This is a genomic window from Paenibacillus sp. LHD-38 (assembly GCF_031157315.1).
Classification (GTDB): domain Bacteria; phylum Bacillota; class Bacilli; order Paenibacillales; family Paenibacillaceae; genus Pristimantibacillus.
The window spans coordinates 328,781-353,813 of the sequence record NZ_JAVIFU010000001.1 but is presented as its reverse complement, the minus strand read 5'-3'; the positions used below and the strand labels follow the sequence as shown (position 1 = coordinate 353,813).

Below are 25,033 nucleotides of genomic sequence, written 5' to 3'. Positions count from 1 at the left end.
GAAGTCTCCCTATCCTTTATTGCCAATGGGCTCTAGCGGCTGATGGTTGCCGCGAACCGGCGCAGCTGCAAGCGATGGAGCCGCCCAGCGCACGCCATTCTGAATGACCTGCAAAACCTGCGGGTTGTAATAAGTAGGATACGTCTCGTGGCCCGGGCGGAAATAAAAGATTTTGCCTTGACCGCGGTTGAACGTACAGCCGCTGCGGAACACTTCTCCGCCTTCGAACCAGCTTACGAATATCAGCTCATCCGGTGCAGGGATATCAAAGTGCTCGCCATACATTTCTTCATGCTCCAGCGTGATGTATTCCGGCAAGCCGGCAGCAATCGGATGTGCCGGGTTAACGACCCAAATCCGTTCCTTCTCGCCCGCTTCGCGCCATTTCAGATCGCAGCTTGTACCCATCAATTTTTTGAAGATTTTCGAGAAATGTCCCGAGTGCAGCACGATTAAGCCCATGCCTTCCCACACGCGCTGTTGTACGCGTTCAACAATGGCATCATCAACTTGATCATGCCCCATATGCCCCCACCAAATGAGAACATCCGTATTAGCCAAACGCTCTACCGTTAACCCGTGCTCCGGCTCTTCCAGCGTCGCAGTTGCCACTTCGAAATCGCCGCTCGCGATGCCTTTGGCCAGCGCTTGATGAATGCCGTCGGGATATACGTTTTTTACTTCCTCGTGAATCTTCTCATGCAAAAACTCATTCCATACCGTCACTTTAATCATCGAATGAATCCTCATTTCAATTAGAATACGAGCCAAAGCACAAACAACACAATCATCGCCAGCTGCAAAATAAACTTCACAACAACGCTCGTAAATAATCCGACCACGGAGCCTAGGCCGACCTTGAGCGCTTTATCGAATCTTGTTCCGATAATCATTTCTCCGATAACGGCGCCGGCAAACGGCCCGATGATAAGACCTAGCGCCGGGATTACGAAAGGACCAAAAATAAGACCGATCGTACTGCCGATTACAGAGGCCCGCGAGCCTCCGAACCGTTTGACGCCCCAGGCGCTGACCGCATAATCGGCGACAAACAGTACGATGACAATAATGGTCTGGATGAGCCAGAACCATACACCGAATTCGCTAAAGGAGAAAAAGAAACCATAAACAAAAAACGCGCCATAAATAGCAAGAGCGCCAGGTAAAATCGGATAGACTGCCCCGGCCATTCCCACAACGAACAAAATAATAACTAATGTCCAGCCTAAAATATCCATACGTTAATCATCCTTTCATAACGTATCGTTTGATAACCTCTGCAACGCCGTGCTCATTATTGGTATGGGTAATGAAATCCGCTGCTTCCTTGACGGATTCTTGGGCATTGCCCATAGCCACGCCAAGACCGGCTTCACGGATCGCAGCGATATCGTTCAAGCTATCGCCGACCGCAATAACCTGCGACATTTCGATGTTAAGCAAACCGCAAAGTTCTTGCAAAGCGCTAGCCTTGGACACGCCCAGCGGATTAAGTTCCAAATTCCAAGGCGATGAGTTCGTAATTTCAAGCGCACCCCAGCTTTGTACCTCAGCCAGAAGCTTTTCTCTAATGCTGTCATCCTCCGTATAATAGCCAAATTTCAGCCAGTGATGCGAAGCGTAGTCATCAGCGGGATTGATCCATTTTTCTTTGTTAAAAATATCATCGGCCGTATACGCCCAGAACCACGGCTCACCGTGAGAAAGAGCCAGCTCATGCAAGCGTTGCACATAGACATGGCTTAGATGCGTGCGCTTATGCAGTACATGCGGACGATGCCATATCTCGCTCCCGTTGACTGTAATCATCGGCGTCTCCAGCTTCAGCTGCTCCGCGAAGGGCAGCGCGCTGCGAAAGCCGCGTCCGGTAGAGAAGCTGACTATTACGCCAGCATCCAGCGCTTTTTGAATCCACTCCGCATTCTCCGTACTAATTTCACTTTGTTCATTTAGCAGCGTCCCGTCCATATCGAGCGCCAACAGTTTATACTCTCCCAATAGTGTGCCTCCTCATAAATGCCGTTCACTGATGCAACCCGCTAGTAAATTATTTTAGCACATTTGCGGCAGATTCCAAACGATCGTCCTTTAACCTTATCAATTCTTATCCATTTCAAGCGTAAACGGCTGACGCCGTCCTTGGCGGCAAAAGCTCGTTTCGCGGTGAAATATAAGCAACGTATAAGGTTGAATTTTATACTTTCTTATATTTGAAAAAAAGAGCAGCATTCGCGAATACGCGAAAGCATGCTCCTTTGCTTTTAACCCCAGCTTACTCCGCCACCTCTGCGGCAGGCGTTTCCTCCTTGATGGCAGGAGACTCCTTCAAGAGCATCTCTTGCCCTTTTACCTGTAAAATATCAAGTGCCTCATTAATCGTTTGCTGATCATCTTTTACCTTTTGGAACTCCTGCTGCGTAGCCGCGTTAAAGTCGCCCCAGAAGGTTTCAGGCAGCTTTTCGAAATCCTTATAGCTGTTGAATGTGCTTGGCTTTAAATTATAAAATGCCGCGAAGTTGCGTCCTTCGGCATCTGTTATGTATTTGGTGCGAACAGGCAAGCCGTTATAGTTATTGGATTTCGATTTTACCCTAGCATATTCTTCGCTCGTTACATATTGCAGGAATTCCCATGCTGTCTCCTTATTAGGAGATTCTGCACGAATCGCAAAAAGATTTTGGAAGGAGGTCATATTGGATTGATCCGGGTTTTGTTGTCCGACTGGAACGGTAACCAGATCCCAATTTTTCACGATTTTATCCTTTACCTTTTCGTTTTCGCCTGCTTGCTTCATTTGGCTAATATAATTATTATCGCCTATTGCCATGGCCAAGCGGCCGGATATGAAGGGATCCCGCAGCAGGTAATCCTCATAGGTTTGCGCCATATCTGATTCTTGATTATTCATGCTCTCAAAATAAAGTGAGTTCGAATTTACAGCATCCAGGGCAGTCTGGACTGCATTTTTCCAAGAATCCGTATTGATCGTCATTTCCCTTTGGGCAGCATTCACATAGCTAATCCCGTCGGAAGCTGCAAGCATGCTCGCCACTTCAAATAAATTTTCATTGTAGCCCATTTTCAGACCATAGATCCGGTCCTTGGCATCTCCTTCGACGGGAAAACGGCGCGCCAGCTGTATGACCTCGTTCCAGCTCATCCGATCGGTCGGATACTCGATTTTGAATTCATCAAACAAATCCTTATTGTAAAAGAGGACCTGGCTATAAAAATTAGGCGTGATCCCGAACAATCTGCCGCCTCCGAGTTCTCTCAAATAATCGAGCATGCCGGGAATAAGTCCCTCCGTATCATACTTTTCTTTCTCGATAACCGCATCCAGATCATAAAGCTTCCCATCCTGTGCCATCTTTTTATATTTCTCAGTATCCAGCATAAGAAGGTCGGGCTGCTTTTCTTCAATAAACTTATTATAAGCAGCATCGTAGTCTTTTTGATCCTCCGAATAGATTCCCTGGGTGGACACAACCTCGATTTCAACATTAGGATATAAAGCCGAGAAGATCATGCCGTAATCTTGGAAAAAAGCACCTTCGTCATAATACATAACTTTTAGTGTCGATTGCTGATCTTTCTCTGTTCCCTTATCGTCTCCCCCAAAGCTGCATGCCGATAACATAAGGGTCATGACGACAAACGGTATTACGAATTTTGACCAAACCTTCATTTGTAATTCTCTCTCCTTTTATCTCCTAATAAGTCCCAAATATAGTACGTCCTTAACTGGATAAAAGTTGCATTTTTGGTTTATGTTTTGTTGCAAAAAAAAAAAGAGCAACCAAATTCGGCCGCTCTTTTCTCGATTATTTCTTTTTATTAATATTTGGGCTCTGGTTATGCAAGCTTCCGCAGCCGAAGCTTCTTTATCACAATGCCGTGAGACGGCGAGAATAAAAAAGCGATAACGAACAATAATGCTGCCGCGCAAACCATGCAGCCTGCGATTGAAGCATCCAGCACTACCGCTGCTCCATAACCGATAAAGGTACTGGCAATACCTGCGGCTACGCTTAGGCCAATCATGATTCCGAGCCGGTCTGTCAGTAAATAAGCCGTTGAAGCCGGAATAATCAGCAAGCCGACTACAAGAATCGCTCCTACGCTCTCGAAGGAGCTGACCGTCGCCATGGAGACGAGTCCCATTAACAAGTAATGAAACAGTGCGACAGGAATGCCGATGGCTGCCGCAAGGGCAGGATCAAACGCGCAAAGCTTGAATTGCTTATAAAACAAGGCAATCACGGACGTAATAATAAGAAGCGTAAATCCAAGCAGCCATACAGCCTTGGGCCCCATATTGACACCGCCGAGCTCCCATATATTCCAGTGCACATAAGCAATCTCGCCGTACAAAATCGCATCCTGGTCCAAATGGACCTGACGGGCATATAAGCTGACAAGCACGACGCCGATTGCAAATAATGCCGTGAATACAACACCGATAGACGCATCCGATTGAATGCCGCTTTGCTGGAACATTTGAATGAGAAAGGTCGTCAGCAAGCCGCATAATAATGCGGCGAACATCATAAGCAGCGAATCGCGCGAGCCGCTAAGCAGAAACGCGATAACGATGCCCGGCATGACGGAATGGCTTATGGCGTCACCGATCATCGCCATTTTGCGCAGAACAAGAAATACGCCAAGCACCCCGCAGCAGCTCGCTACCAGTGCTCCTGTAAGCAAAATCCAAAAGTCGCTCATAACGCCGCCTCCTTCTTCACATTGCCCTCAAGAAGACGCTCATTGTCACGATTAAAGCGCTGCTTTACCCTTAGACGAAGCAGCCGCTTCGCAATAAGGCCGCGCTGCGGTCCAAATAGAATGGAAAAGCAGAACAACAGCGTCGCTGCCAGTACGGTTACCGGCCCAGTCGGCAGGTTAGAGACCGAGGCGCTGAACCAAGTCCCGATGGCGCCGCTGACAGCGCCGAATAAGCCGGACAATATAACCATGAAGCCTAAACGATCCGTCCAATACCTGGCTGAGACGGCTGGAGTAATCAGCAGCGCTGCCACAAGCACAACGCCGACCGCTTGAATGCCGGATACTACGGCTACCACAATAAGAAACATGAGCAGCTGCTCAAGAAACGCTACCGGATAGCCAAGGCCTCTTGCAAAGCCCGGATCAAACGAGATAATTTTGAACTGCTTAAACAGCAAGGTACAAATTGTAATCAACGAAATGCATACCACCGTCATCGTAATCACGTCGGAAGCGATCATTGAAGCGGCCTGCCCGAATAAAAACTTGTCCAGACCTGATTGATTTCCATAGTTTCCATGCTGGATTATCGTGAGGAGCACGATGCCTAAGCCAAAAAATCCCGACAATACAATACCCATCGCCGCATCCTGTTTAAGCTTGGAATTGCGTGTAATATATCCAATGCCGAATGTTGCGACAATTCCCGCCACGCCCGCACCGATTAGAAATAGGCCAATTGATTTGATACCCGTAAGCATAAACGCAATGCAAATTCCCGGGAGCGCCGCATGAGCTAACGTATCGCCCATTAAGCTTTGTTTCCTAAGATAAGAGAAGCATCCGATGACCCCGCTGCTTAAACCAAGCAGAGTGCATCCGAGAAAAATCCACTGCATATTCGGATCAGACAGCATTAACCAAATCTTTTCCATCCTCACTCACCCTTTCCGTCAAATGGTGACGGGGACTGCAGGCTGCGATCAAGGAAGGCAAGCCGGCCGCCGTAAGTACGCTGCAATTTCTCCTGCGTAAAAGTTTTCTCTGTCGGCCCAAATGCTTGCAGCTCCACATTCAGAAGCAGAACAGAGTCGAAATAATCCTGTACCGTCGCAAGATCATGATGCACGACGATAACCGTTTTCCCCTGCAGCTTCAGCTCCTGCAGCAATGTAATAATCGCTTTCTCCGTCGCGGCATCCACGCCAGCGAAGGGTTCATCCATAAAATACAGCTTCGCATCCTGCGCGAGCGCGCGCGCTAGAAACACACGCTGCTGCTGCCCGCCTGACAGCTGGCTGATTTGTCTGCCTGCGTAGTCAGCCATGCCTACCTTGCTGAGGCATTCCAATGCAAGTGCCTTATCCTTCGCGCTTGGGCGGCGGAACCAGCCCAAATGTCCATAACGGCCCATTAGCACAACATCCAGCGCATTGGTAGGGAAATCCCAATCGACCGATTCTCGCTGCGGTACATAACCGATCATTTTACGCTGCTGCTTATATGGTTTCCCATAGACTAGCACTTCACCGCCAATGCTCGGGATGAGTCCAAGAGCCGCCTTCATCAGCGTTGATTTACCGGCTCCGTTCGGACCGATTACACCGATTAGCTCCCCTTCTTTTACTTCAAAGGTTACGCCACGAAGGACGGGTTTCTTCTGATAAGCGACGCTTAGTCCTTTAATGCTTAGCGGCGCTATTGTTGATTTCACGTCTTGCTTAGCTGCTGTTTGAGATTGGCTCAAGTTCATCACTCGCTTTCCTACGTGTATATTCTGCTATTTCAAAGCGGCTACAATCGTATCCACGTTGTGTCTCACCATTCCGATATAGGTTCCTTCCACCGTTCCCGCATTTCCCATCGCATCGGAGAAGAGCTCTCCGCCGATTATCACCTCGTGGCCTAATTGACGTGCACCTTCGATAACCGATTCAATGGATTTTTTCGGTACGCTGGATTCGATAAAGACCGCTTTAATTTTTTTCTCGACCAAGTAGTCGCGAAGCTTGCTGACGTCCTTAGAGCCGTATTCAGACATCGTATTCATGCCTTGTAAACCCGTGACAGTTAACCCGTATGCCTCACCGAAATAGCCGAAAGCATCATGTGCGGTTACTAGAATACGGCTGGCCTCGGGGATCGTTGCAATTTGCTCCTTCGCGTAAGCATCCAGTTCCTCAAGCTCCTTGATATAGGCTGCAGCATTATCTTTATAGTAGTCTGCATGGGCAGCATCCTTCTCGACTAATGTATCGCGAATGACCTCCGTTGCAGAAATCCAAAGCTTTACGTTAAACCAGATATGCGGATCATGCATGCCTTGACCTTGCCCCGGCGCGGCGTTCAGCTGATCCTCTTTCAAATACTTGGATACTGCGACCGTCGGTTTACGCTGCTCCAAGGCTTCAAACATTTCACCCATTTTTCCTTCTAAGTGCAAGCCGTTAAAGAAAATAATATCGGCATCATCCAGCTTCTTCACATCGCCTTGCGACGCTTTGTACAAATGGGGATCGATTCCCGCTCCCATCAAACCGCTGGCCTCGACATACTCGCCGCCTACCTCCTGCACGACGTCTGTAATCATTCCGGTTGTCGCCGTTATGTTTAGCTTTCCGCTGCCTCCGGATGATCCATTCTGCCCGCAGGCAGATGTTAAGACGGCTGTCACCGTCAAAAATACAATTGTCATGATGAATCTGCGAAGAGCAGAATTCGGCTTATAAGCTTTACGCATAATAAAGACCTCCTATAACCTTATCTTATTTTTATATTCAATACAGTTTGCCCTTATGAATCTTAGTTTGCCTAATGCCTTTTTTTTAATAATACACAAAAATGTTTCACTAGTGCAACATTTATTTTTAAATAGGCTCTTTCCGTGGAAAAAAAAGGCAGGCTGGAGCCATCGCTCCAGCCTGCCTTTACCAATAAAACATGCTTATTCGTTCGTATCTGCCGTGTCCGCCGTATTATTCGCTGCATTTCCATCAGCTGTATTCCCTGCATTTCCCGCATCCGCAGTCTTTTTCTTAGGGACGCCGTACAGGCCGATCTCTTCGTTGTAAGCATCGAATATTTGCCGCGCGATTGGGGATGCTCCATAACTGCCGAAGCCGCCGTCAGGCACGACAACGGCTACGGCAAGCTTCGGCTTATCTGCAGGTGCATATGCGATAAAGACCGCATTTTCCGCCGTGCGCTTAGCCACATCCTGCTCGGATGTACCCGTCTTCCGTCGATAGGTATAATCAACGCCTTCAAAGCCCTGCGAGCTAACCATGGACATGCCGGTTTCTATCTCTTTCCAATATTCAGCCGGAAAATTCACCTCATTCAAAATCTCGGGCGTGTAGCCTTGCACGACATTCCCGTCCGAGTCTTTTATTTGGTTAACGAATTGCGGCTTAAGCCGTTTTCCGTGGTTAGCCAGCATCGCTGCATATTGCGCAAGCTGAAGCGTCGTATAACGTCCTTGCTGACCAAACGAAGCCAAAATGAGCGCTGCTTGTGAACTATATCTTTCGGCCGAATCAAAATATTCGATAATCCCTTTTGATTCTCCCATTAGACCGCTCTCCGTAAGAACGCCTAGTCCGAACTGCTTCATGTAATCATCCCAAATCTCTACGCTGCTCTTTCCGTTAACGGTGCCGCGATTATAAAGCCTATCTCCGACCATCGCAGCCATGAACGGGTTAGATGAATGCTCGATAGCTTCAGCGCCGTCTATGTTGCCATATACATGCCGCTGCGAATTTCGAATAAATACCTCATAACCTTTTCTACCGTAGGTGAATACACCCGTGTCGAGATAATAACTCGATGTGGTAAATAATTTCTCATTCAGCCCGATCAATACGGACAACGGCTTCATCGTAGAACCGAGCGGCACGATAGAGGAAGGGTGTTTTTTTCTTTCTTCCTCCGAGTCGTATTTCCCGTAAACGCTGCGAATCGTTCCGTTTTCCAGTACGTTCGAGAAATTTTCGTAATCTTCGGAGCTAATTCTTCCGCCGGCCCAAATGTTGGAATCGTAATCCGGCATGCTTGCCATCGCGACGATCTTGCCGGTATCCACTTCCATGGCCACGGCGAAGCCTGTTTTGGCGTATTCCGCACGCTCATATTTATTGCTTGAGGTCGTTATTTTTTTCAATTGATCCATAATGGCTTGCTCTGTTTTTAGCTGCACGTTTTTATTAATGGTCAAATAAATATCAGACCCTTTTTGAGGATTCGTTATTTGCATAGGGCCAATAATACGTTCCGCATTGTTAACCGGGTACGTCTTCAAGCCGTTTGTTCCGCGCAAAACGTCTTGGTACATGTACTCCAAGCCGTCCATGCCCACGTCCTCTTCTTCGAGGTACTGAAGCGTCGCATCGTCTTCCGTTGTTTTTTCCTTATAGAAATCAACCGTTTCCCTAACGCCCTTATATTTCTTCAAATAGCCGACCAGCTGGACCGCGATGGAATTGGTATCGTAATTCCGAACGCTTTCCTCCATGATGTCGACTCCTTTAAAGTCCGTCCGGTTTTCCATAAAATAAGCGATTTCTTTATTCGTTAAGCCGGATTTGATACGTCTTGGCGTCGAGATCGTATTCCGTCTAAAATCCAAGTCCATCTGCCTGATAATGTCATCTACGGTCATCGCTTTCGTAGGATCGCCGAATTTCGTAAAGACTTCGACCAGCTTTGCCGCCATTTCCTTGGCGTTCTCTTTGGCATCCTCCAGCTTAAGCTCCGGCTGTATGCTGAAATACAATGACTGCGTTGAAGTGGAATAGGCGATTGGATAACCTGTAGAATCGTAAATATTACCCCGTATAGGCGGAATTTTCACGCTGCGGGTCGCCTTATTGATGCCCTCCGCGCTAAGCGTCGGCCCTTCCACGAACTGCAATATCGCCAGACGAACGATCAATATGCTAAATAATGCGAAAGTAATAAAGAAAAATAAGTTCAGCCGAAAAGAAAAATGCCGCCGGTTTATGATCTCCCGCTTTTGCGGATCATCTTGCACGTTGAATCACCTCATATCCTTAAAATAAATCGATTTCCTATAACCCGGCTATGCTTCGCGTATATGCGTATCATCGAATGCCGGCGGATTAAACCAGTCGCCTGCGTTTGCCCATGTGGCATCCAGCGGAATCCAGTCTGATCCGATCTGCACCTCATTCCAAGCATGAGGACCAAAGCCTCCGCGCCCGTCGGCACCCATCCCCGTCACAACCCGTACCTCAAGGCCTGCTGACCTCGCCATTACCGCATACAAACGGGCTATATCTATACATACGCCTTTTCGCGTATCAAATGTCTCGGGAGGTGTTTGTTCCTTCCAAATCCCATGCTCCTCATAATTGCTAGCTTTGTCATAATCATAAGCAATTCTTGTCCCCAGCCACTCGTAAAGGCTGCGCGCTTTCTCCTCGTCCGTTTGCGCATCCTTCGTTACATAAAGGGCCGCCTGCTCGATTTCAGCAGGAATGGCATAATCAATCATTTCATATTTGCGTTGTAAAATTTGCTTAAACTGCGCCTCAACCGCTTTGGTGAAAACCGGCCCTTGTCCTTCGAGAACATCTCCCGCAACCGGACTTAGCAAAGCAGCTGCTTTGTTATAAACCTGCGAATCGGATATTTTATCGACATACCAGCCATTTGGCATAAGAGACACATAGACGAATAAGAAAGCTATGAATAGAAATGACCGCCCTGCGCCATGAACGGCGCCAAGCAATGCCCCAACCGCACGGCTTGCATTTTTATTGCTATGCAGGCTGGCGGCTGAATCTTCCCTCCCGCTGCGCAGCATCCCTTGCAATCCGCGTTCTACAAAAGGCTCCGCGAATGCAGCCAATGCTCGCAGCAGCAAATAGCCTAGCAGGAATAAGACGCCATAGCGCAGCAACGCGAAATCCCGCAGGCTCGTGAGCAGCGTGAACCATGCTTGCTCCAAGCTGCTGATCTCATGCTCAGGAACCTTTACGCGCTCGGCGAGCCAAGCCGCTATGACGGGCGATATTTTATTCGTAAGCTGAGCGGAGAGCAGTAAACAGACAGCAATGACAATGCCCTCCCAGACAAAAAAGAAAAGACGCCTCGCAGAACCCGATGCGCCTCTCCTCATCCCTTGAACAAGAGAGCCAAGCAGCAGCAGAAGCACAATGACAGCAATGGGCTCTAACTCATCTAATCGTCCTATCCAGCTAGTCATAAGCATTACCCGTTCTGCTTCGCTTGGTCAATGAAGGTTTGTATCGTGCTGTCAAGCTCCCACTTGCCAAGCTCGGTCCCGCGAAAGGATACGGCTACCTCATTCTCGCCCGGCACGCCGGTAAGCTCTACATTTTTAGTTTTTACGGTGAAGGTACCGTCCGAGTTGTTCACGAAAGCAGCATCCTTTGCCTCGCCTACCATGGCATTAACCGCTTCCTGCTTCACTGTATCCGCTACCTTAGTCCCGATCTCCTTAAGATCATCCATACTGTAGCCGCTATAAACAACAATACCAAGAACGATTGCCGCAACGATCGCCCATTTGAGCACGGTCTTCACAATGCGCACAATCATAAATAGTACAACAAGTGCTATAACAAGCACTAACCAATGGTCTTTAAAGAAAGTCATCCATGTGTCCGTATCATAAGTCGAAAAATCCAAAAAATCCAATTGCATCCCCTCCATTATACCTCGTACAAAATCTCATTACAAAATATTATAACCTACGAAATATAGGGCGTAAACGCTTGCCTCCTTTTTATGCAGACATATCCTGTCCCAATTAAACGTACAAGTATATAAGTGTGTAATTGGCAAGGAGGGGAAGCCCTGTGAAAACAGCGGTTTGGCTTTATTTATTTTTGTTTGTTGCTTTTTTTGATTTGCATGCGCAATATCCGATTTTGACGCCTTTTGCTATTTCCTTGGGTGCGGCACCTTCTTTTATCGGACTTATGATGGGCATGTACTCCATTACGCATTTGCCAGGCAATCTTATTGCGGGCTTCGGCGTTGACCGATACGGCAGCAGGTTTTTTATCGTGTTCAGTCTCATGGCAGCGGGCATTGTGCTTCTGTTCCAATCGCAGGTTACGAATCCTTGGCAGTTGCTTCTGCTGCGCTCCATAAGCGGCTTCGTACTGGCATTCCTCTCACCGGCCTGCCTGTCCTTACTCGCCAAAATGACGAGCGACAGAACGGAACAAGGAAAGCTTATGGCGGGTAACGGTCTAGTCCATACGCTGGCTTCCGTGGTCTCTCCCGCAGCCGGCGCCTATCTTGTTGCCAAAATCGGATTTACGACCGCATTTACCCTGCTTGGCTGGATTCTGATCGTCACTTCCGTTTGCGCTCTCTTCTTTATAAGAGATATCCGCGGGAGTGCCGTGCAGGCAGCAGCTCCGGTGGAAGCAAATAAAGGAAAAAGCAAAGAAAAGCTGCCGCTGGAACAGCCGGTTTCCATACCGTGGCTCGTCTACTTACTGCCGGTTGCTCTAAGCTGTGCACAGGGCATCTTATCGTTCGAGCTGCCGCTTCTAGCCAAGACGAAGGAAGCCATGATGACGACCGGTCTCCTATTCTCCGTCGTCAGCATAGGTGCTCTCGTTACGCTGAGCATGCTGTTTTTAAACCGGGTATCCGCCTACCAGCGTACGCTGTGGGGCTCGCTTTTTCTTGCCATTGTCTATTTCGGCATCGCCTCTCAAATACCGGCTCCTCTCACCTTGATGCTGCTTTTGGTCGGGATGGCCAAAGGGGTTATTTTACCCGCGCTCTCAACATTGCTAATCGAGCTTAGCGGCGGTGCGCGTTATGGGCGTACCTTCTCTGTCTTATCGATTGCATTTTCAATCGGCGCATTTATCGGTCCTATGGCTGCCGGGCAGGTACGCGATTATATTTCTCCTTACTACATCGCATTCATTGCACTGATGATAGCCGTGACGCTTCTGCCGCTGCATCGTACCCGCTCTCTTTCCTCCCGCACCCATTTTTCGTAGGCATGGGTATACGCACAGGGCTAATTCCCCCCCTCTACATAACATACATTATGGCAAATGACCAGCCAAGACAGTCGGCTCCCGCTGACGGCTATCATAGCTTTTAGGCAAAAAGAAACGGGGTGACTCATATATGTCTGGAAATAATGTGGGTGGATTGAATCAAGGTTGCGGACACCACGGCAATTCGAATATCGGCATTATCCTCGTACTGTTTATCCTGCTCGTAATCATCGCGTGCACTTGCCTATACTAGGTTAAAATGTGAACGGCCTGCTGAGAGCAGGCCGTTTGTTTTCCAATATACCCGCTATCGGTAAAATCGATAATTGGTGGTAAACTATAAATATGCCGCAACCAGCTGCACCGACTTTCGTATTCGAGGTGACTTCAATGGAAATTGCCATTATCGTAGAAGGTAAAAATGATAAAGCAAGACTAAAGCGCGTTCTCGATGATCAGGTGCCGATCTATTGCACCTTTGGCACGCCCGGCTCCGACCAGCTGGACAAGCTTCGCAAGCAGGTGGGGCCTAATCAAGCCTATATTTTTACCGACAATGATTCCTCCGGAAAAAGAATCCGGTTTTTGCTTCGCGATGTTTTTCCAGACGCAGAGCATATTTATACCCGCAGAGGTTATTCAGGTGTTGAGCATACCCCTCTGGAATATTTAATTGAGCAATTAGAAAAAGCGGGCCTCGATGCGCATATTAATTATCCTGCGCAGAGTCCCGCTTCCAGTTGGAGCAAAGATGAATTTTAAAGCACCTTGTTTAATTCATCGACGATATCTTTAGCTGTTAAATCTTCCTTGCTGCCGTCAATCCATTTACGGATTTGCCCGTCCTTGTCCACGATAGTGATGACATTCATATGTGTATAAGAGCTGTCTTCGTTTTTCATCACAGCCACGCCGAAATCCTTAGCCAATTGAAGCGTGCTCGCTTCTTCTCCGCGCAGGAAGCGCCAGCTGCTCGTATCGGCAAAATGGCGTTTCGCAAAATCGCGAATGACTTCCGGCGTATCGCGCTCCGGATCGAACGTGATGGAAATCAGTTCTGCCTTTGTGCTAAGCTTGCCTTCCGCTTCAAGCTGATCCTGTACCTGGGAGAGCAGGAAGGTCGTCGGCGGACACACATCCGGGCAATTCGCAAAATAGAAATAAACGATCCGAGCCTTGCCATTGGTGGATTGGAGCGAAACCTGCTGTCCGTCAATATCCGTAAGTTCGAAGGCCGGAGCAGCCATCTCGATGGGAAGCGTCTGCTTCGGCTGCATGCCGTACGTTATAAATAAATAAATGCCCATAGCCGCGCAAAGCGCCAGCACTGCTATCTTGAAGCTATGCTTCTTCAAAAAAACCACGAAAGTCACTCCCTAATCAATACTTATGACCCTGTCGTATTCAGAATCATAACAACGAAAATTACCATTAAATAATTGACCGAAATAAGGAAATTTGTTTTTGCCCATTTTTCCGTATCCTTGGCTCCCGTACCGCGAAGCGTATGAACCAGCCACAGCAGTCCGCCCAAAACAGAAATAACTAAAAAGTAATTGCCTACATATCCGAAGACGGTAAAGAAAATCCCTGTCGGCAGCAGCAGCACGATGTAGGGGATCATTTGCAGTTTAGTCCGCTTGATACCCTTCACAACCGGAAGCAGAGGATAGCCGGCGGCGCGGTATTCCTCCACCCTTCTAATCGCAAGCGACCAGAAATGAGCGGGCTGCCATAGAAATAGCAGTGCGAATAAAATCCAAGCTCCTGCATCAACCTCATTCGTAACTGCGCAGTATCCGATAACAGGCGGCATAGCTCCCGAGATCCCGCCAACCGAAGTGCTCCAAGTGGATGTCCGTTTCAGCCACATCGTGTAAATGACAATGTAAACGAACCATCCGAGAAGGCCCAGCCAACCCGACAAAGGATTCACGAGTATGAACAAGACAGCTAGTCCGGCTATGCCCAAAATAATGCCGTAAAGCAATACCGTTCCAGGCTGCATGCGACCGGTAGGCAGCGCGCGATCCTTCGTACGCTCCATTTTCAAATCCAATTCCCGGTCCCAATAATTATTAATGACGGTGGCTGACGCTATCGTCAAAGTTGAACCGATAAGCGCCCATATAAGCAATAGGAAATCGATGTCCCATTTGGAAGCAACCAAAAAGCCACCCAGCGCAGCAAACACATTAAGTCGAAGTAGCCGCGGTTTTGTTAAAGCAATCAAGTCTTTCAGCACGAAGCGAGCCTCCCGAGTTATGCGACAAGACGCTTATAGCGTCTATCATCCATTGATGAATCGTTTTTAATCATACCGAAAAAAGATTGCGATGACAACGTTCGACGGCTTTGTTCATCATTTTGCCACGCAAATTGTGACAAATCATTTAGTAACCATTTTGCTGGGCGCCGAGTACAATGACTATGTAGTTTGATGCCCATTCCAATCCGCGCGTCAAACCGTCCTAAAGTATGCGAAGGGAAGTGAAACGTCAAGTCTATGGCAGTCATTAAAACGAACTCCGAGGACACGAAGATGCTCGCCCGCCTCATGCGAGCCGAGGCAGAGGGCGAAGGTGAGCTTGGAATGCTTATGGTTGGCAATGTCGGCGTAAACCGTATTCGCGGCAACTGTCTTGATTTTAAAAACATTCGCTCCATTCCGCAGATGGTCAACCAACGGCCCGGCGGCTTCGAAGCAATAACCAAAGGTTACTTTTACCAAGCTGCCCGCGAAAAAGATATTCGATTGGCGAAGCGGATGATCAACGGTGAGCGTCAGCATCCGGCTTCCAACGCGCTGTGGTTTTTCCGTCCGGCTGGAAGCTGTCCCCCTACTTGGTGGAACCAAACGCACAGCGGAAGATATAAGGCGCATTGCTTCTACATTCCAAAGCAAGGCGAATGCCCAGCTGTCTATTAATTTCAATTTCTAATGTGTGAAAGCGAGGAATTTCAAGATGTCTAACGGTTACGGCTACAAAACTCAGGTAAGTCCCGCAAATGTAGGGCCACATCATGGCTACGGTTACGGCGGATATGGCAGCTATCCATATCCAATGGGCGGGCAGCAGCCGACTACGCTTCCTGCCGGCATGCCAATGGGGCAGCCAACTACGTTTCCTGCCGGGATGCAAGTACAGTCTGCTCAAATGCAGCAAATGCCGCCAGCTGTACCAAGCGGAGCCTTCGTTACCCCTGCCGGCGGCAACATCGTTACTCTTCCTGCAATTGAGGAATCCTATGTAGAAAACATTTTGCGTCTAAACCGCGGTAAAATGGCAACCTTCTATATGACTTACGAAAACAACCGCGAGTGGAACGCCAAAATTTTCAAAGGAATTATCGAGGCTGCCGGTCGCGACCATATCGTAATAAGCGATCCGACGACGGGTATGCGTTACTTACTTTTGACGCTTAATCTCGATTATGTGACCTTCGACGAGCCTATCGCTTACGAATATCCATTTAACGGAAACGTCGTGACCTCTTCTACACCGCTCGGCATGGCTACCTTAGGAACGGTTAATTCTAGCCGTTAATCGAGCTGCCACCGCGTGAATGTGCCGGCTTAAATGTCCATACATGCAATTTAGCCGGCCCGCCCGCGATCCAATCCGATAGTTGAAACCAAGAAGAGCGCTCGCTGCAGCGTTCTTTTTTGATTTGCTCGGCCTGCTCGAGCGAGGACGCTTGCCAAACCTCAACGAAAAGATTTTCCTGATCTGTTCCTTCATATAAATAGACCTCATGATCCTGCAGCAGAAGTTCCTTCGTAGTCGTCAGATAATGCTCACGCCATTCCGGTAAAATACGGTATTCCGCAAAACAAAGGTACATTTGCCTCAAGTCTCCTTTTGCATACATTGATAAAGTTCCCCCTGTCCGTCGATACTACACCTATTCATTTACCTTGGGAGGACTCGACATGGACACAGGCACACATCTCGTCATGGGTATCGGGCTCGCCGGACTGGCAGCAGCCATCGATCCCTTAGTTGCAGCAGATCAATCCATTCAAACCGCTGTATTGTTTGGCACGGTAGCCGGATCGCTAGCACCCGACTTAGACAGTCTGCTTCGTTTAAAGGGTAACGCGGTATATATTCGGAACCATCGCGGCATTTCTCATTCTTTGCCGGCGATCGCCATTTGGACGGTGCTGATTACCGTCATCCTTCAATTATTTTACGGCGGCAACCTGCCATGGCTGCATATTGGAAGCTGGGTGCTGCTCGCCGTATGCGTTCATGTTTTCACCGACCTGTTCAACACCTACGGCACACAGGCCATGCGGCCCTTCACAGACAAGTGGATCTCCTGGAACATCATCCACATCTTTGATCCCATTATTTTCACAACGCATGTCATTGCTATTTTACTGTGGGCCGGCGGTTTCGTAAATCCAGCATTTATCTTTCCTCTTATGTATCTGTTTCTAGCCGTATACTTCGTATGGAGGACAATAACGGCGAGAAGCACGGTACAAAAGATGAAAACCCTCGATTCTGAATACGAAGAGGGCGATGTGTATATTGCGATCCCAACGATTTCGCTTTCGATATGGAATGTGGTCAAGCAAGCTAAAAATGGCGGCTTCGTCATTGGCAACCTGCGCAATAGCAAATTAAAATGGCTGGATCGGGTGCAGTGCTCCGACCATCCCTCCGTCGCCAAATCCAAAAACGATCCGGCGATCCGCTCGTTTTTATATTTCACCAGCTTTGCTTGCGCAGATGTCAGGGAGCATCATTGGGGGTACGAGGTCAGATGGTGCGATGTAAGATACCGTCATCGCAAGCAGTATCCTTTTGTTGGCGTACTGCTCATGAACAAAAACGATGAGACGATCGGCTCTTATGTGGGCTGGCTCAGCGATGAGCGCTTAATGAAAAGACTGCGTATGGATACTTATTAATATTGACGTTGGAAAGCCCTTGCCGCATGATAAAGGGGGCTTTCTTTTTTTTGTTAAAAAAGTTCAGTCCATCATCATTCCTGCTGTGATAAAATGATGACTAACCTAACTAAAAAGCCCAAGGCAAGCCTTGGGCTTCATTCACCATTGTGTATAAGAAGCGATTATCGGGAGCCGCCAGAAAGCTGTTGTTCAGCAATTTGGACTAGCTTTTTAGTGATATAACCACCTAGGGAGCCTGCATCACGCGTCGAAACATTACCGTAGTATCCATCCTGAGGAATTTGCACGCCCAGCTCTTGTGCTGCCTCAAGTTTCATTTGCTGTAATGCTGCAGTTGCTTGTGGTACAACAAGTTGATTTCTGCTTCCTGCCATAATGTATTTCTCCTTTCGTCCTCTGCACTTTGATGTGTGTTGCAAGCTTGCAAACTTATTATGTGCTGCTTCAAAGAAACTATTCTAAAATTCAAAAAAATATATTGATGATTTGTTAAGGAGAGAAAACACCATGTCCAAGCCGCTTTCTTTGTTCTTTTCCGTCGTTGCTATCGTATTTATGAGCGCTATGGCCGTCTCAATCAGCTATAGTGGTTGGCTCGTATTATTATTTGGATTATTGAGCCTCTTTACCATCGGAGCCGGGTTTATCGTTAAAGCTCGTTTGCGCAAAAAACAGGGCTGACGCGTGGCGTCAGCCCTGTTGCCGTTTTAATCTCTATCCGCGAGGAGGAAGAAAGCCCATAAGCTCCTTTACATCTGCTAGCGTGCGGTCTGCAATAACAGAAGCACGCTCAGCGCCTTGCTTCAATATCTGATGGATTTCACCCGAACTCCGAATTTCATTGTATCTGGCCTGGAGCGGTTCGATAACGGATACGACATGCTCAGCGAGTTCCTTCTTGAAAGGTCCATATCCCTGCCCCTCGTAACGAGCTTCAATCTCTTCGATACTCATATTCGCGCAATGAGAGTAAATGCTCATTAGATTGCTGACTTCCGGCTTATTCGCGGGATCAAACTTCACTTCGCGGCCAGAATCCGTCGTCGCCCTGCTAATTTTCTTGCGAATGACATCAGGCGGATCAAGCAATGCGATAAAGCTGCCTGCATTCGGATTGCTTTTGCTCATCTTTTTGCTGGCATCGTCCAGCGACATTACCCGGGCACCTACCTTAGGAATATAAGGCTCCGGAATCGTAAAGTATTTGCCGAACCTCGTATTGAAGCGATGAGCCAAATCACGTGTAAGCTCCAAATGCTGCTTCTGATCGTCACCAACCGGTACAAGATCAGCATTGTATACCAGTATGTCCGCAGCCATTAGCGTAGGATAAACGAATAAACCCGCGCCGACCGAATCCTTGCCGGCAGATTTATCTTTGAATTGCGTCATTCTTTCCAGCTCACCCATGTTCGCCAGTGTCGTAAACAACCATCCAAGTTCCGCATGCGCGCGGACATGGGATTGGACGAATACATTGGCTTTGAGTGGATCAATGCCGGCTGCGATAAACAAAGCGGCTACCGCTTCTGTTTGTTCCCGAAGTGCAGCCGGGTCTTGAGGAACGGAAATCGCATGCAAATCAACAACCATAAAGAAACATTCTTCCGTATGCTGCAGCTTCACGAAATTTTGCATTGCGCCAATATAGTTACCAAGCGTAAGCTGGCCGCTTGGCTGTATGCCCGAGAGAACTTTTTTCATTATGCTTCAACCTCTTTCTGATATGATCTTAAAAAAACGCAAAAAATCCCCCGCCGCAAGGGACGAGGGACCGTGGTGCCACCCTAATTCGCTTATGGTACGCTTTTCTGTAAAACAAAGCGCATGATAAACCCATAAGCCTTATTGCTCCATAACGGGGAGCTACCGTACAAACATCTTCGGCTGCGAATGCCGCCAGTTTCCTTTTGTAGGCTCCGGGGCCCATTCAGCATCGATGCTTGCACCGGTTCACAGCGACCACCGGCTCTCTGCACGCAAATCAATCGAGCTTACTTTTTCCCATCATTGCATTTATCACGATTATACCTGTGAAAACTGTAAAGTCAAGCGGCGAAATAGTTGTCCTATTGTTACCATTTTTTGCATAGGCTATACTGATATTCGTAATCCTTACAAAAAGAAAGGATACTGGTCTATGCTAAAGTTCGTTTTTCGCTTCGGGACCCCGCTGCTTGGGGTAGGATGCTTAATAATGCTTGCCCTTATCGTTACTAATCGAGAATTGCCGACAAATATTTTCAACGCCGCAAACCTGCAATCCTTCAAAATATTATTTATAAGCATTATATTAGAAGCTTTTCCATTCATTCTCCTTGGCGTATTATTCTCAGCCCTGCTGCAAGTATTTGTGACGGACGAGCTGATCCAAAAATTCACGCCCAAAAATCCGGTAGCCGGCGTTCTATTCGGTGCGCTGCTTGGTATCTTGTTTCCTTTATGCGAATGCGGCATGATTCCTGTCGTCCGCCGATTAATACGCAAAGGCATGCCTGCCTACATCGGGATTGTGTATTTGCTCGCTGGTCCTATCGTAAATCCAATTGTTTATGCCTCTACTTTCACAGCTTTCCGCACAAAACCTGAAATGGCTTATTCTCGAATGGGACTAGCCTTCGTCATCGCAGTCATTGTCGGCTTGCTGCTTTATAAATTTATGAAAAACAGTCCGCTTAAGACAACGCAAGCGGCACAAATGGCCCATCATGGCCATTCCCACAGCCATGACCACGGAGCAAGCGGCAGCGGGTTCAGGGGCCGAGTCGCCTCGATCCTATCCCATGCGTCAGACGAATTTTTTGAAATGGGAAAATATTTGATTTTCGGCGCCTTATTAACCGCTATTATCCAAACCGCAATTGATCGCAGCACCCTTGCGGCATTTGCTGATCAACCTATTTTTTCATACGTATTCATGATGGGCTTTGCTTTTATTCTATCGATTTGCTCGACCTCAGATGCGTTCATCGCGTCCTCATTCAGCGGTATGTTTGACTTTGGACCGCTGCTGGCTTTCCTTGTATTCGGTCCCATGATTGATCTTAAAAATACGTTGATGCTCTTAAGCACCTTCCGCGTTAAATTCGTATTTATTCTGATTGCTTTAACCGCGGCGCTAACCTTCATCGGCGCTTGGATAACGGAGGTATTATTATGACTCATCATTTGATACGGGCAGCCATCTTAACCGGCTTCGCCATGTTTATTGTCTATTTGGACCGTACAGGCGAAATGATGCTTTACATCGCGCCAAGAATGGAGCTTTACGTCAAGCTGTCAGCGCTCGGGCTTTATGCGGCTGCAATCTATCAAGTGTATGCCGCGCTTCAAAAGCGGATGGACAATCAAACGCCAAGCTGCGATTGCGAACATGAGCCCTCGCCTTCCATTTTCAAAAACATCATCATTTATGGCTTGTTCATACTTCCGCTGCTGCTCGGCTTCCTCGTTCCTACCGGGACGCTCGGCAGTGCGCTTGCCGCAAAAAAAGGGATGAGCCTCTCCGGCAGCGCCGGCTTCGAGCGGACCCTATCTAACAACACGCCGGCACCGGATGTCAAAAACGCGACAGTGAATACTCCCCATGCAGCACAGGGCAGCAACGGCGCCGGCGACGACATAGACAAGCTGTTTCCAGCGGATGAATATACAGAAGCACATGCCGCTTATGGGAAAAAGCTTTATGCCCAGCCGCTTATCAGCATACCGGAAAAGCAATTTATCGAGACCTTAACGACGCTCGATCTCTTTCGGGAAGCGTTCATGGGAAAGGAAATTGAAATAACCGGCTTTGTTTACCGCGAAGAGGATATGGGCAAGGAACGTTTTGCAGTCAGCAGATTCGCGATGAGCTGCTGTTCAGCGGACGCTCTGCCTTACGGACTAATGATTAATTGGCCAAAAGCGAGCGAGTATGCGGATGACGAATGGGTAACCGTAAAAGGCACCTTGACTACCTCAACCTATATGAATAACGAAATTATCCTATTGGATGCCGTTAAACTGGAGAGAATAAAGACACCGGAATCGCCTTACGTGTATCCTGATCTCGATTTTGGTCTATAAAGCAAAGAGCTGACGGCGGTCGTCAGCTCTTTTTCTTGTTCGCTGTGTCTGTTTATTGTGAATCCCATAAATCATTTCTTTTCGGATAATAACGTGAATTCCAATTAGCCATATTGTAATTGGACTCAAAAAGGATGCTGGCTGACCAAGTGTTGGAGCTTGTCCGTACAGAGAAATCGTACAAAATTTCGCCATGCGACCATTCCTTCCTGTACTTCAGCGACTCAATTGCCATTTGTTTAAAGGCTTGGACTTGAACCGCTGTAAGGCCTTTATCCCCACTCTCAAACTTTCCGTTTTTGCTTTCAATGGGATGATGTCTAACCCCGAACTTTCCTACCGCATTATTTCTTACATGAATTAATACCGTACCGGCAGTAGCGTTAGTCAGTTCACCTTCAAGCTGGCGAAATACAAATTCTACTTGACGAGCGAGTGATGTCGAATCCGTTTGCATACAAATTATCCTCCTTTATGATTTATTAGGCATGAGTTTCCATATAGGTCTCAACGCATATTATATAGTTCATTTCTATCATTTACAATATATTATTCAACATTATTTTTAAAATTTCGATTATTTTCGACCAATAAATAATTTTTAATGCTTATTTTTTACATATTTAAATAAGATAATCATTAATGCACAAATATGAAATGAATCTTTTGGACTAAGATATCCGCTTTATTAGTTCTATCGCCTGGCTCCACCTGCTTTTCCCAAATTTATAATCGGTATTTAGGATATTTGAACCATCATTAATAAATAACAGTAAATCGAATAACTAATTACGATTACCGCTAATGGTATCATTTTCTAATTTGCGTTACACCGAAAACGTATTTGGTATTTTCCGAAAAGGCGCTTGCGGGCACTAAATATTTATATATTTTGCAAATCGACAATTATAGACCAATTTCGCGGGTGGTGCTATAATATGGATAATCTAATAAAAGGAGCGCTTACATAATGATCCAATGGTACTATTCGCTTTCCGTACGCAATAAGCTGATGATCACTTCCTATCTGAATTTAGCAGTGTTCGCCCTCATTACGCTTCTCGTTTTATCGATATCTGGCGGCTCGCTTCTTACAGGCATTATCGTCACAATCATTATGGCAATCGCTACGTTTCCGCTTGTTTCCTTTATTGAGAAATCGATCAACAATTCTTTCGATGAAATCAAAGGAACCGCACTTCGAATTTCCAAAGGTGATTTCACCCAAAAAATCGACACTAATTCCTCTTCCGCTTTAGGGGAGCTGGGACATTCCTTCAACAGCATGATTGATAAGCTTCGCGACATCTTGACGGAAACAACAAACATTATCCGTCACGTGTCCGATACGAGTCACAGCATCTTTGATAAAAACAATAATATCCAAATCGCTATGCAGCAGGTTGCAGCCTCCGCTAACGAGCTTGCGACCGGGGCAAATGAAATTTCCGAAGATGTATCGGATATGAGCGAGTCAATCACTGAAATCGAAGAGAAAGTGTCCGACTATGCTTCCTCTACGAAAGAGATGAACACACGCTCAGAACAGACGCTGCAGCTCGTAGACAAAGGCATGAAGGCTCTGGATGTACAAGCCGAAGGTATGCGCCGCAACGTGGAAGCCACGGAAAAGGTATCGGCTACGATCGAAGATCTCGCAAGCAAAGCGAAGGGGATCAGTGCCATTACGACGACCATTTCTGATTTAGCTGAACAAACCAATTTGCTTTCCTTGAACGCTTCGATCGAGGCAGCAAGAGCAGGCGAGCATGGCCGAGGCTTTGCTGTTGTCGCCCAAGAAGTCCGCAAGCTCGCGGAGGAATCCAGCGCTTCAACCAAACAAGTATTCCAGCTGGTGAAGAGCATTGATGAGGGCATCAAGCATACCATCAGCAACATGAAAACGAACGAAGAGGTCGTTAAGCTGCAAACCGAGCATATCAAGGAATCGGAACTCGTATTCTCAGAAATCGTTCAAAGCGTACAATTTATTACGGACAAAATTTTTGTATTCTCGCAGGAAAGCGATGCGATGCTTGAGAGCGCCCGGAAAATATCCGGTGCGATCCAGAACATTTCTGCGATTACGCAGCAATCCGCTGCAGGCACCGAACAGGTTTCTGCTTCCATGAACGAACAGATCGCGTCCGTGCAGGCGGTTGTGGAAGAAACCGAACGCATGCGCACGATGGCAGGCCAGCTCCTCCGAACGATTAGTGTTTTCAAAATGAAATAAATTTCGCTTCACGAATTAAGCGTATACAAGCGTTAACGGCTGTCGCCGTCCTCTGTGGCAAAAGCTGACGTTTCGCGGTGATATATAAGCACATTTATAAGTGAAAACTTATAAATTCTTATATATTGAAAAAAGACCGTAATCAAGCCCTCTTATCGCGGGTTGATTACGGTCTTTTTAATTCGACTGGCACCATTAGGCTTGCTGCTTAGCTCTATACTCTTGCCGGCGCTCCTCGCGTTCACTTTCTTTGATTCTCGGACAGGTATAGCAATAATAACCGCCGTCTACGTGATAATATAAACAACAGGATGATTTCAGGCGAACCTGCTTATCTGGATTATCCATCGCTTCAGTCATACGGAACTTTACATTAAGCGGATTTTTGTTTCGTGCAAAAACCGAAGCCTCAAGCGACTTCACAAGCTCAAAATTGTTGTGCGCCTGCTGCTTTACCTGCTCGCTCACATCCATATCCATCAGTCGGTCATAGCCGTAAGCGAGCGAGGTTGGAAGCTGTCCCCAGAGCATGCCTACCTGTAATGTGCCTACCTTGGCAATGGATTCAAAAATCGGCAGTACCGTATGCTCAAAAAAACCGCTGATTCTGTCCTTCGTCCAAGCCGCATGTTCATGTTCCTGCTCAGGTGCAGCTATGAGATCCGTTTGATTCAAATAAAAATTAGTTGCCGTATATTTATATCCGTTATAGTCAGCCGTATAAATTTGAACCGTAATATTATCTAATGATAAGTCCAAGGTCTTGTTCCATGCTGAGAGCATATAAATCAAACCTAGCATCGGTCCGCGAAACCATCCCGCCGTATAGGCTTCTCCTACAGAAGGATCATTTCCTTTTACTAAAGGAGTATAGATCTCCAATAGCTGCTTCATTTTATCCTCATCCAGCAGATCCGTTGCGGGACAGCTGAATAAGAGATCATCCCGTTTTTTTACCGTCAGATCAAAATTACTCTCCAGCAGCTCCAGCATTGCTTCATTCATCGATGCAATCGTCCTCTCATCCCCATACATGTACAATAATTTGGCATTAAA

General features: G+C 47.3%; 27 protein-coding genes and 1 other annotated feature. Of the genes, 9 read left to right on the top strand and 18 right to left on the bottom strand.

The window, feature by feature from the left end; all coding sequences use genetic code 11:
• Window positions 1-9 precede the first annotated feature (9 nt).
• From RCO25_RS01535 to RCO25_RS01485, 11 genes are all read right to left on the bottom strand, one after another.
• A complete protein-coding gene (locus tag RCO25_RS01535) occupies window positions 10-735 on the bottom strand; it encodes a ThuA domain-containing protein (protein ID WP_308994385.1) in 726 nt (241 codons plus the stop codon).
• A gap of 20 nt (window positions 736-755) precedes the next feature.
• Window positions 756-1,238: a DUF456 domain-containing protein gene (locus RCO25_RS01530; RefSeq protein ID WP_308994384.1), complete on the bottom strand. Its 483-nt coding sequence runs from the start codon at window positions 1,236-1,238 to the stop codon at window positions 756-758.
• A 7-nt stretch (window positions 1,239-1,245) separates the two neighbouring features.
• Entirely contained in the window at window positions 1,246-1,998 is a 753-nt protein-coding gene (locus RCO25_RS01525; RefSeq protein ID WP_308994383.1) for a Cof-type HAD-IIB family hydrolase, read from the bottom strand.
• Window positions 1,999-2,272: 274 nt separating this feature from the next.
• Entirely contained in the window at window positions 2,273-3,688 is a 1,416-nt protein-coding gene (locus RCO25_RS01520; protein WP_308994382.1) for an ABC transporter substrate-binding protein, read from the bottom strand.
• A 167-nt stretch (window positions 3,689-3,855) separates the two neighbouring features.
• Window positions 3,856-4,725 carry a metal ABC transporter permease gene (locus RCO25_RS01515; RefSeq protein WP_308994381.1) on the bottom strand — a complete coding sequence of 290 codons (870 nt, stop codon included), beginning with the start codon at window positions 4,723-4,725 and terminating at the stop codon, window positions 3,856-3,858.
• The gene (locus tag RCO25_RS01510; protein WP_308994380.1) at window positions 4,722-5,663 is read right to left on the bottom strand and encodes a metal ABC transporter permease; all 942 of its coding nucleotides are present in this window, start codon (window positions 5,661-5,663) and stop codon (window positions 4,722-4,724) included. Before RCO25_RS01510 ends, RCO25_RS01515 begins: the two co-directional genes overlap by 4 nt.
• 2 nt (window positions 5,664-5,665) lie before the next feature.
• The gene (locus tag RCO25_RS01505) at window positions 5,666-6,481 is read right to left on the bottom strand and encodes a metal ABC transporter ATP-binding protein (RefSeq protein ID WP_308994379.1); all 816 of its coding nucleotides are present in this window, start codon (window positions 6,479-6,481) and stop codon (window positions 5,666-5,668) included.
• Between the two features lie 27 nt (window positions 6,482-6,508).
• Window positions 6,509-7,468, bottom strand: coding sequence for a metal ABC transporter solute-binding protein, Zn/Mn family (locus tag RCO25_RS01500; RefSeq protein ID WP_308994378.1), 960 nt, complete (start codon window positions 7,466-7,468; stop codon window positions 6,509-6,511).
• A 204-nt stretch (window positions 7,469-7,672) separates the two neighbouring features.
• Window positions 7,673-9,760, bottom strand: coding sequence for a peptidoglycan D,D-transpeptidase FtsI family protein (locus tag RCO25_RS01495; RefSeq protein WP_308994377.1), 2,088 nt, complete (start codon window positions 9,758-9,760; stop codon window positions 7,673-7,675).
• Between the two features lie 48 nt (window positions 9,761-9,808).
• Window positions 9,809-10,957 carry a transglutaminase domain-containing protein gene (locus tag RCO25_RS01490; protein WP_308994376.1) on the bottom strand — a complete coding sequence of 383 codons (1,149 nt, stop codon included), beginning with the start codon at window positions 10,955-10,957 and terminating at the stop codon, window positions 9,809-9,811.
• Between the two features lie 5 nt (window positions 10,958-10,962).
• Window positions 10,963-11,412, bottom strand: a complete 450-nt coding sequence (locus tag RCO25_RS01485; protein ID WP_308994375.1) for a hypothetical protein — start codon at window positions 11,410-11,412, stop codon at window positions 10,963-10,965.
• 161 nt (window positions 11,413-11,573) lie between these two features.
• On the opposite strand from RCO25_RS01485, the gene RCO25_RS01480 reads away from it, so the two are divergent.
• Entirely contained in the window at window positions 11,574-12,743 is a 1,170-nt protein-coding gene (locus tag RCO25_RS01480) for an MFS transporter (RefSeq protein WP_308994374.1), read from the top strand.
• A gap of 393 nt (window positions 12,744-13,136) precedes the next feature.
• Window positions 13,137-13,508, top strand: a complete 372-nt coding sequence (locus tag RCO25_RS01475) for a toprim domain-containing protein (protein ID WP_308994471.1) — start codon at window positions 13,137-13,139, stop codon at window positions 13,506-13,508.
• On the opposite strand, the gene RCO25_RS01470 is transcribed toward RCO25_RS01475, so the two are convergent.
• Both RCO25_RS01470 and cyoE read right to left on the bottom strand, forming a co-directional pair.
• Complete coding sequence (locus RCO25_RS01470; RefSeq protein ID WP_308994373.1) at window positions 13,505-14,110, bottom strand: SCO family protein; 606 nt, start codon at window positions 14,108-14,110, stop codon at window positions 13,505-13,507. The genes RCO25_RS01475 and RCO25_RS01470 overlap by 4 nt on opposite strands.
• A gap of 23 nt (window positions 14,111-14,133) precedes the next feature.
• Window positions 14,134-15,012, bottom strand: coding sequence for a heme o synthase (gene cyoE / locus RCO25_RS01465; RefSeq protein WP_308994470.1), 879 nt, complete (start codon window positions 15,010-15,012; stop codon window positions 14,134-14,136).
• 240 nt (window positions 15,013-15,252) lie between these two features.
• Between cyoE and RCO25_RS01460 the strand changes: the two genes are divergently transcribed.
• Together RCO25_RS01460 and gerQ are read left to right on the top strand one after the other, a co-directional pair.
• On the top strand, window positions 15,253-15,675 hold the full coding sequence (locus RCO25_RS01460) for a cell wall hydrolase (RefSeq protein WP_308994372.1): 423 nt from the start codon (window positions 15,253-15,255) through the stop codon (window positions 15,673-15,675).
• Between the two features lie 37 nt (window positions 15,676-15,712).
• Window positions 15,713-16,294 carry a spore coat protein GerQ gene (gene gerQ, locus RCO25_RS01455; protein WP_308994371.1) on the top strand — a complete coding sequence of 194 codons (582 nt, stop codon included), beginning with the start codon at window positions 15,713-15,715 and terminating at the stop codon, window positions 16,292-16,294.
• Here the strand turns inward: gerQ and RCO25_RS01450 are convergent.
• Entirely contained in the window at window positions 16,284-16,619 is a 336-nt protein-coding gene (locus tag RCO25_RS01450) for a hypothetical protein (protein ID WP_308994370.1), read from the bottom strand. The genes gerQ and RCO25_RS01450 overlap by 11 nt on opposite strands.
• A 61-nt stretch (window positions 16,620-16,680) precedes the next feature.
• Here RCO25_RS01450 and RCO25_RS01445 point away from each other — a divergent pair, with 61 nt between their 5' ends.
• Window positions 16,681-17,670 carry a metal-dependent hydrolase gene (locus RCO25_RS01445; RefSeq protein WP_308994369.1) on the top strand — a complete coding sequence of 330 codons (990 nt, stop codon included), beginning with the start codon at window positions 16,681-16,683 and terminating at the stop codon, window positions 17,668-17,670.
• A 164-nt stretch (window positions 17,671-17,834) separates the two neighbouring features.
• Here RCO25_RS01445 and RCO25_RS01440 read toward each other — a convergent pair whose 3' ends face one another.
• Window positions 17,835-18,047: an alpha/beta-type small acid-soluble spore protein gene (locus RCO25_RS01440; RefSeq protein ID WP_054023438.1), complete on the bottom strand. Its 213-nt coding sequence runs from the start codon at window positions 18,045-18,047 to the stop codon at window positions 17,835-17,837.
• Window positions 18,048-18,180: 133 nt separating this feature from the next.
• Between RCO25_RS01440 and RCO25_RS01435 the strand changes: the two genes are divergently transcribed.
• A complete protein-coding gene (locus RCO25_RS01435) occupies window positions 18,181-18,354 on the top strand; it encodes a DUF5325 family protein (protein WP_308994368.1) in 174 nt (57 codons plus the stop codon).
• A 33-nt stretch (window positions 18,355-18,387) separates the two neighbouring features.
• Here the strand turns inward: RCO25_RS01435 and trpS are convergent, their stop codons facing one another.
• Window positions 18,388-19,377, bottom strand: a complete 990-nt coding sequence (trpS, locus tag RCO25_RS01430; protein WP_308994367.1) for a tryptophan--tRNA ligase — start codon at window positions 19,375-19,377, stop codon at window positions 18,388-18,390.
• Between the two features lie 55 nt (window positions 19,378-19,432).
• Window positions 19,433-19,693: a binding site (T-box leader), on the bottom strand.
• A gap of 120 nt (window positions 19,694-19,813) precedes the next feature.
• Between trpS and RCO25_RS01425 the strand changes: the two genes are divergently transcribed.
• The gene (locus RCO25_RS01425) at window positions 19,814-20,833 is read left to right on the top strand and encodes a permease (protein WP_308994366.1); all 1,020 of its coding nucleotides are present in this window, start codon (window positions 19,814-19,816) and stop codon (window positions 20,831-20,833) included.
• Window positions 20,830-21,741: a TIGR03943 family putative permease subunit gene (locus tag RCO25_RS01420; RefSeq protein ID WP_308994365.1), complete on the top strand. Its 912-nt coding sequence runs from the start codon at window positions 20,830-20,832 to the stop codon at window positions 21,739-21,741. The genes RCO25_RS01425 and RCO25_RS01420 overlap by 4 nt, the downstream gene beginning before the upstream one ends.
• A gap of 52 nt (window positions 21,742-21,793) precedes the next feature.
• Here RCO25_RS01420 and RCO25_RS01415 read toward each other — a convergent pair whose 3' ends face one another.
• Complete coding sequence (locus RCO25_RS01415; protein WP_308994364.1) at window positions 21,794-22,198, bottom strand: O-methyltransferase; 405 nt, start codon at window positions 22,196-22,198, stop codon at window positions 21,794-21,796.
• A gap of 516 nt (window positions 22,199-22,714) precedes the next feature.
• On the opposite strand from RCO25_RS01415, the gene RCO25_RS01410 reads away from it, so the two are divergent.
• Window positions 22,715-23,977 carry a methyl-accepting chemotaxis protein gene (locus RCO25_RS01410; RefSeq protein ID WP_374992042.1) on the top strand — a complete coding sequence of 421 codons (1,263 nt, stop codon included), beginning with the start codon at window positions 22,715-22,717 and terminating at the stop codon, window positions 23,975-23,977.
• Window positions 23,978-24,172: 195 nt separating this feature from the next.
• On the opposite strand, the gene RCO25_RS01405 is transcribed toward RCO25_RS01410, so the two are convergent.
• A complete protein-coding gene (locus RCO25_RS01405) occupies window positions 24,173-24,982 on the bottom strand; it encodes a (2Fe-2S)-binding protein (RefSeq protein WP_308994362.1) in 810 nt (269 codons plus the stop codon).
• Window positions 24,983-25,033 lie beyond the last annotated feature (51 nt).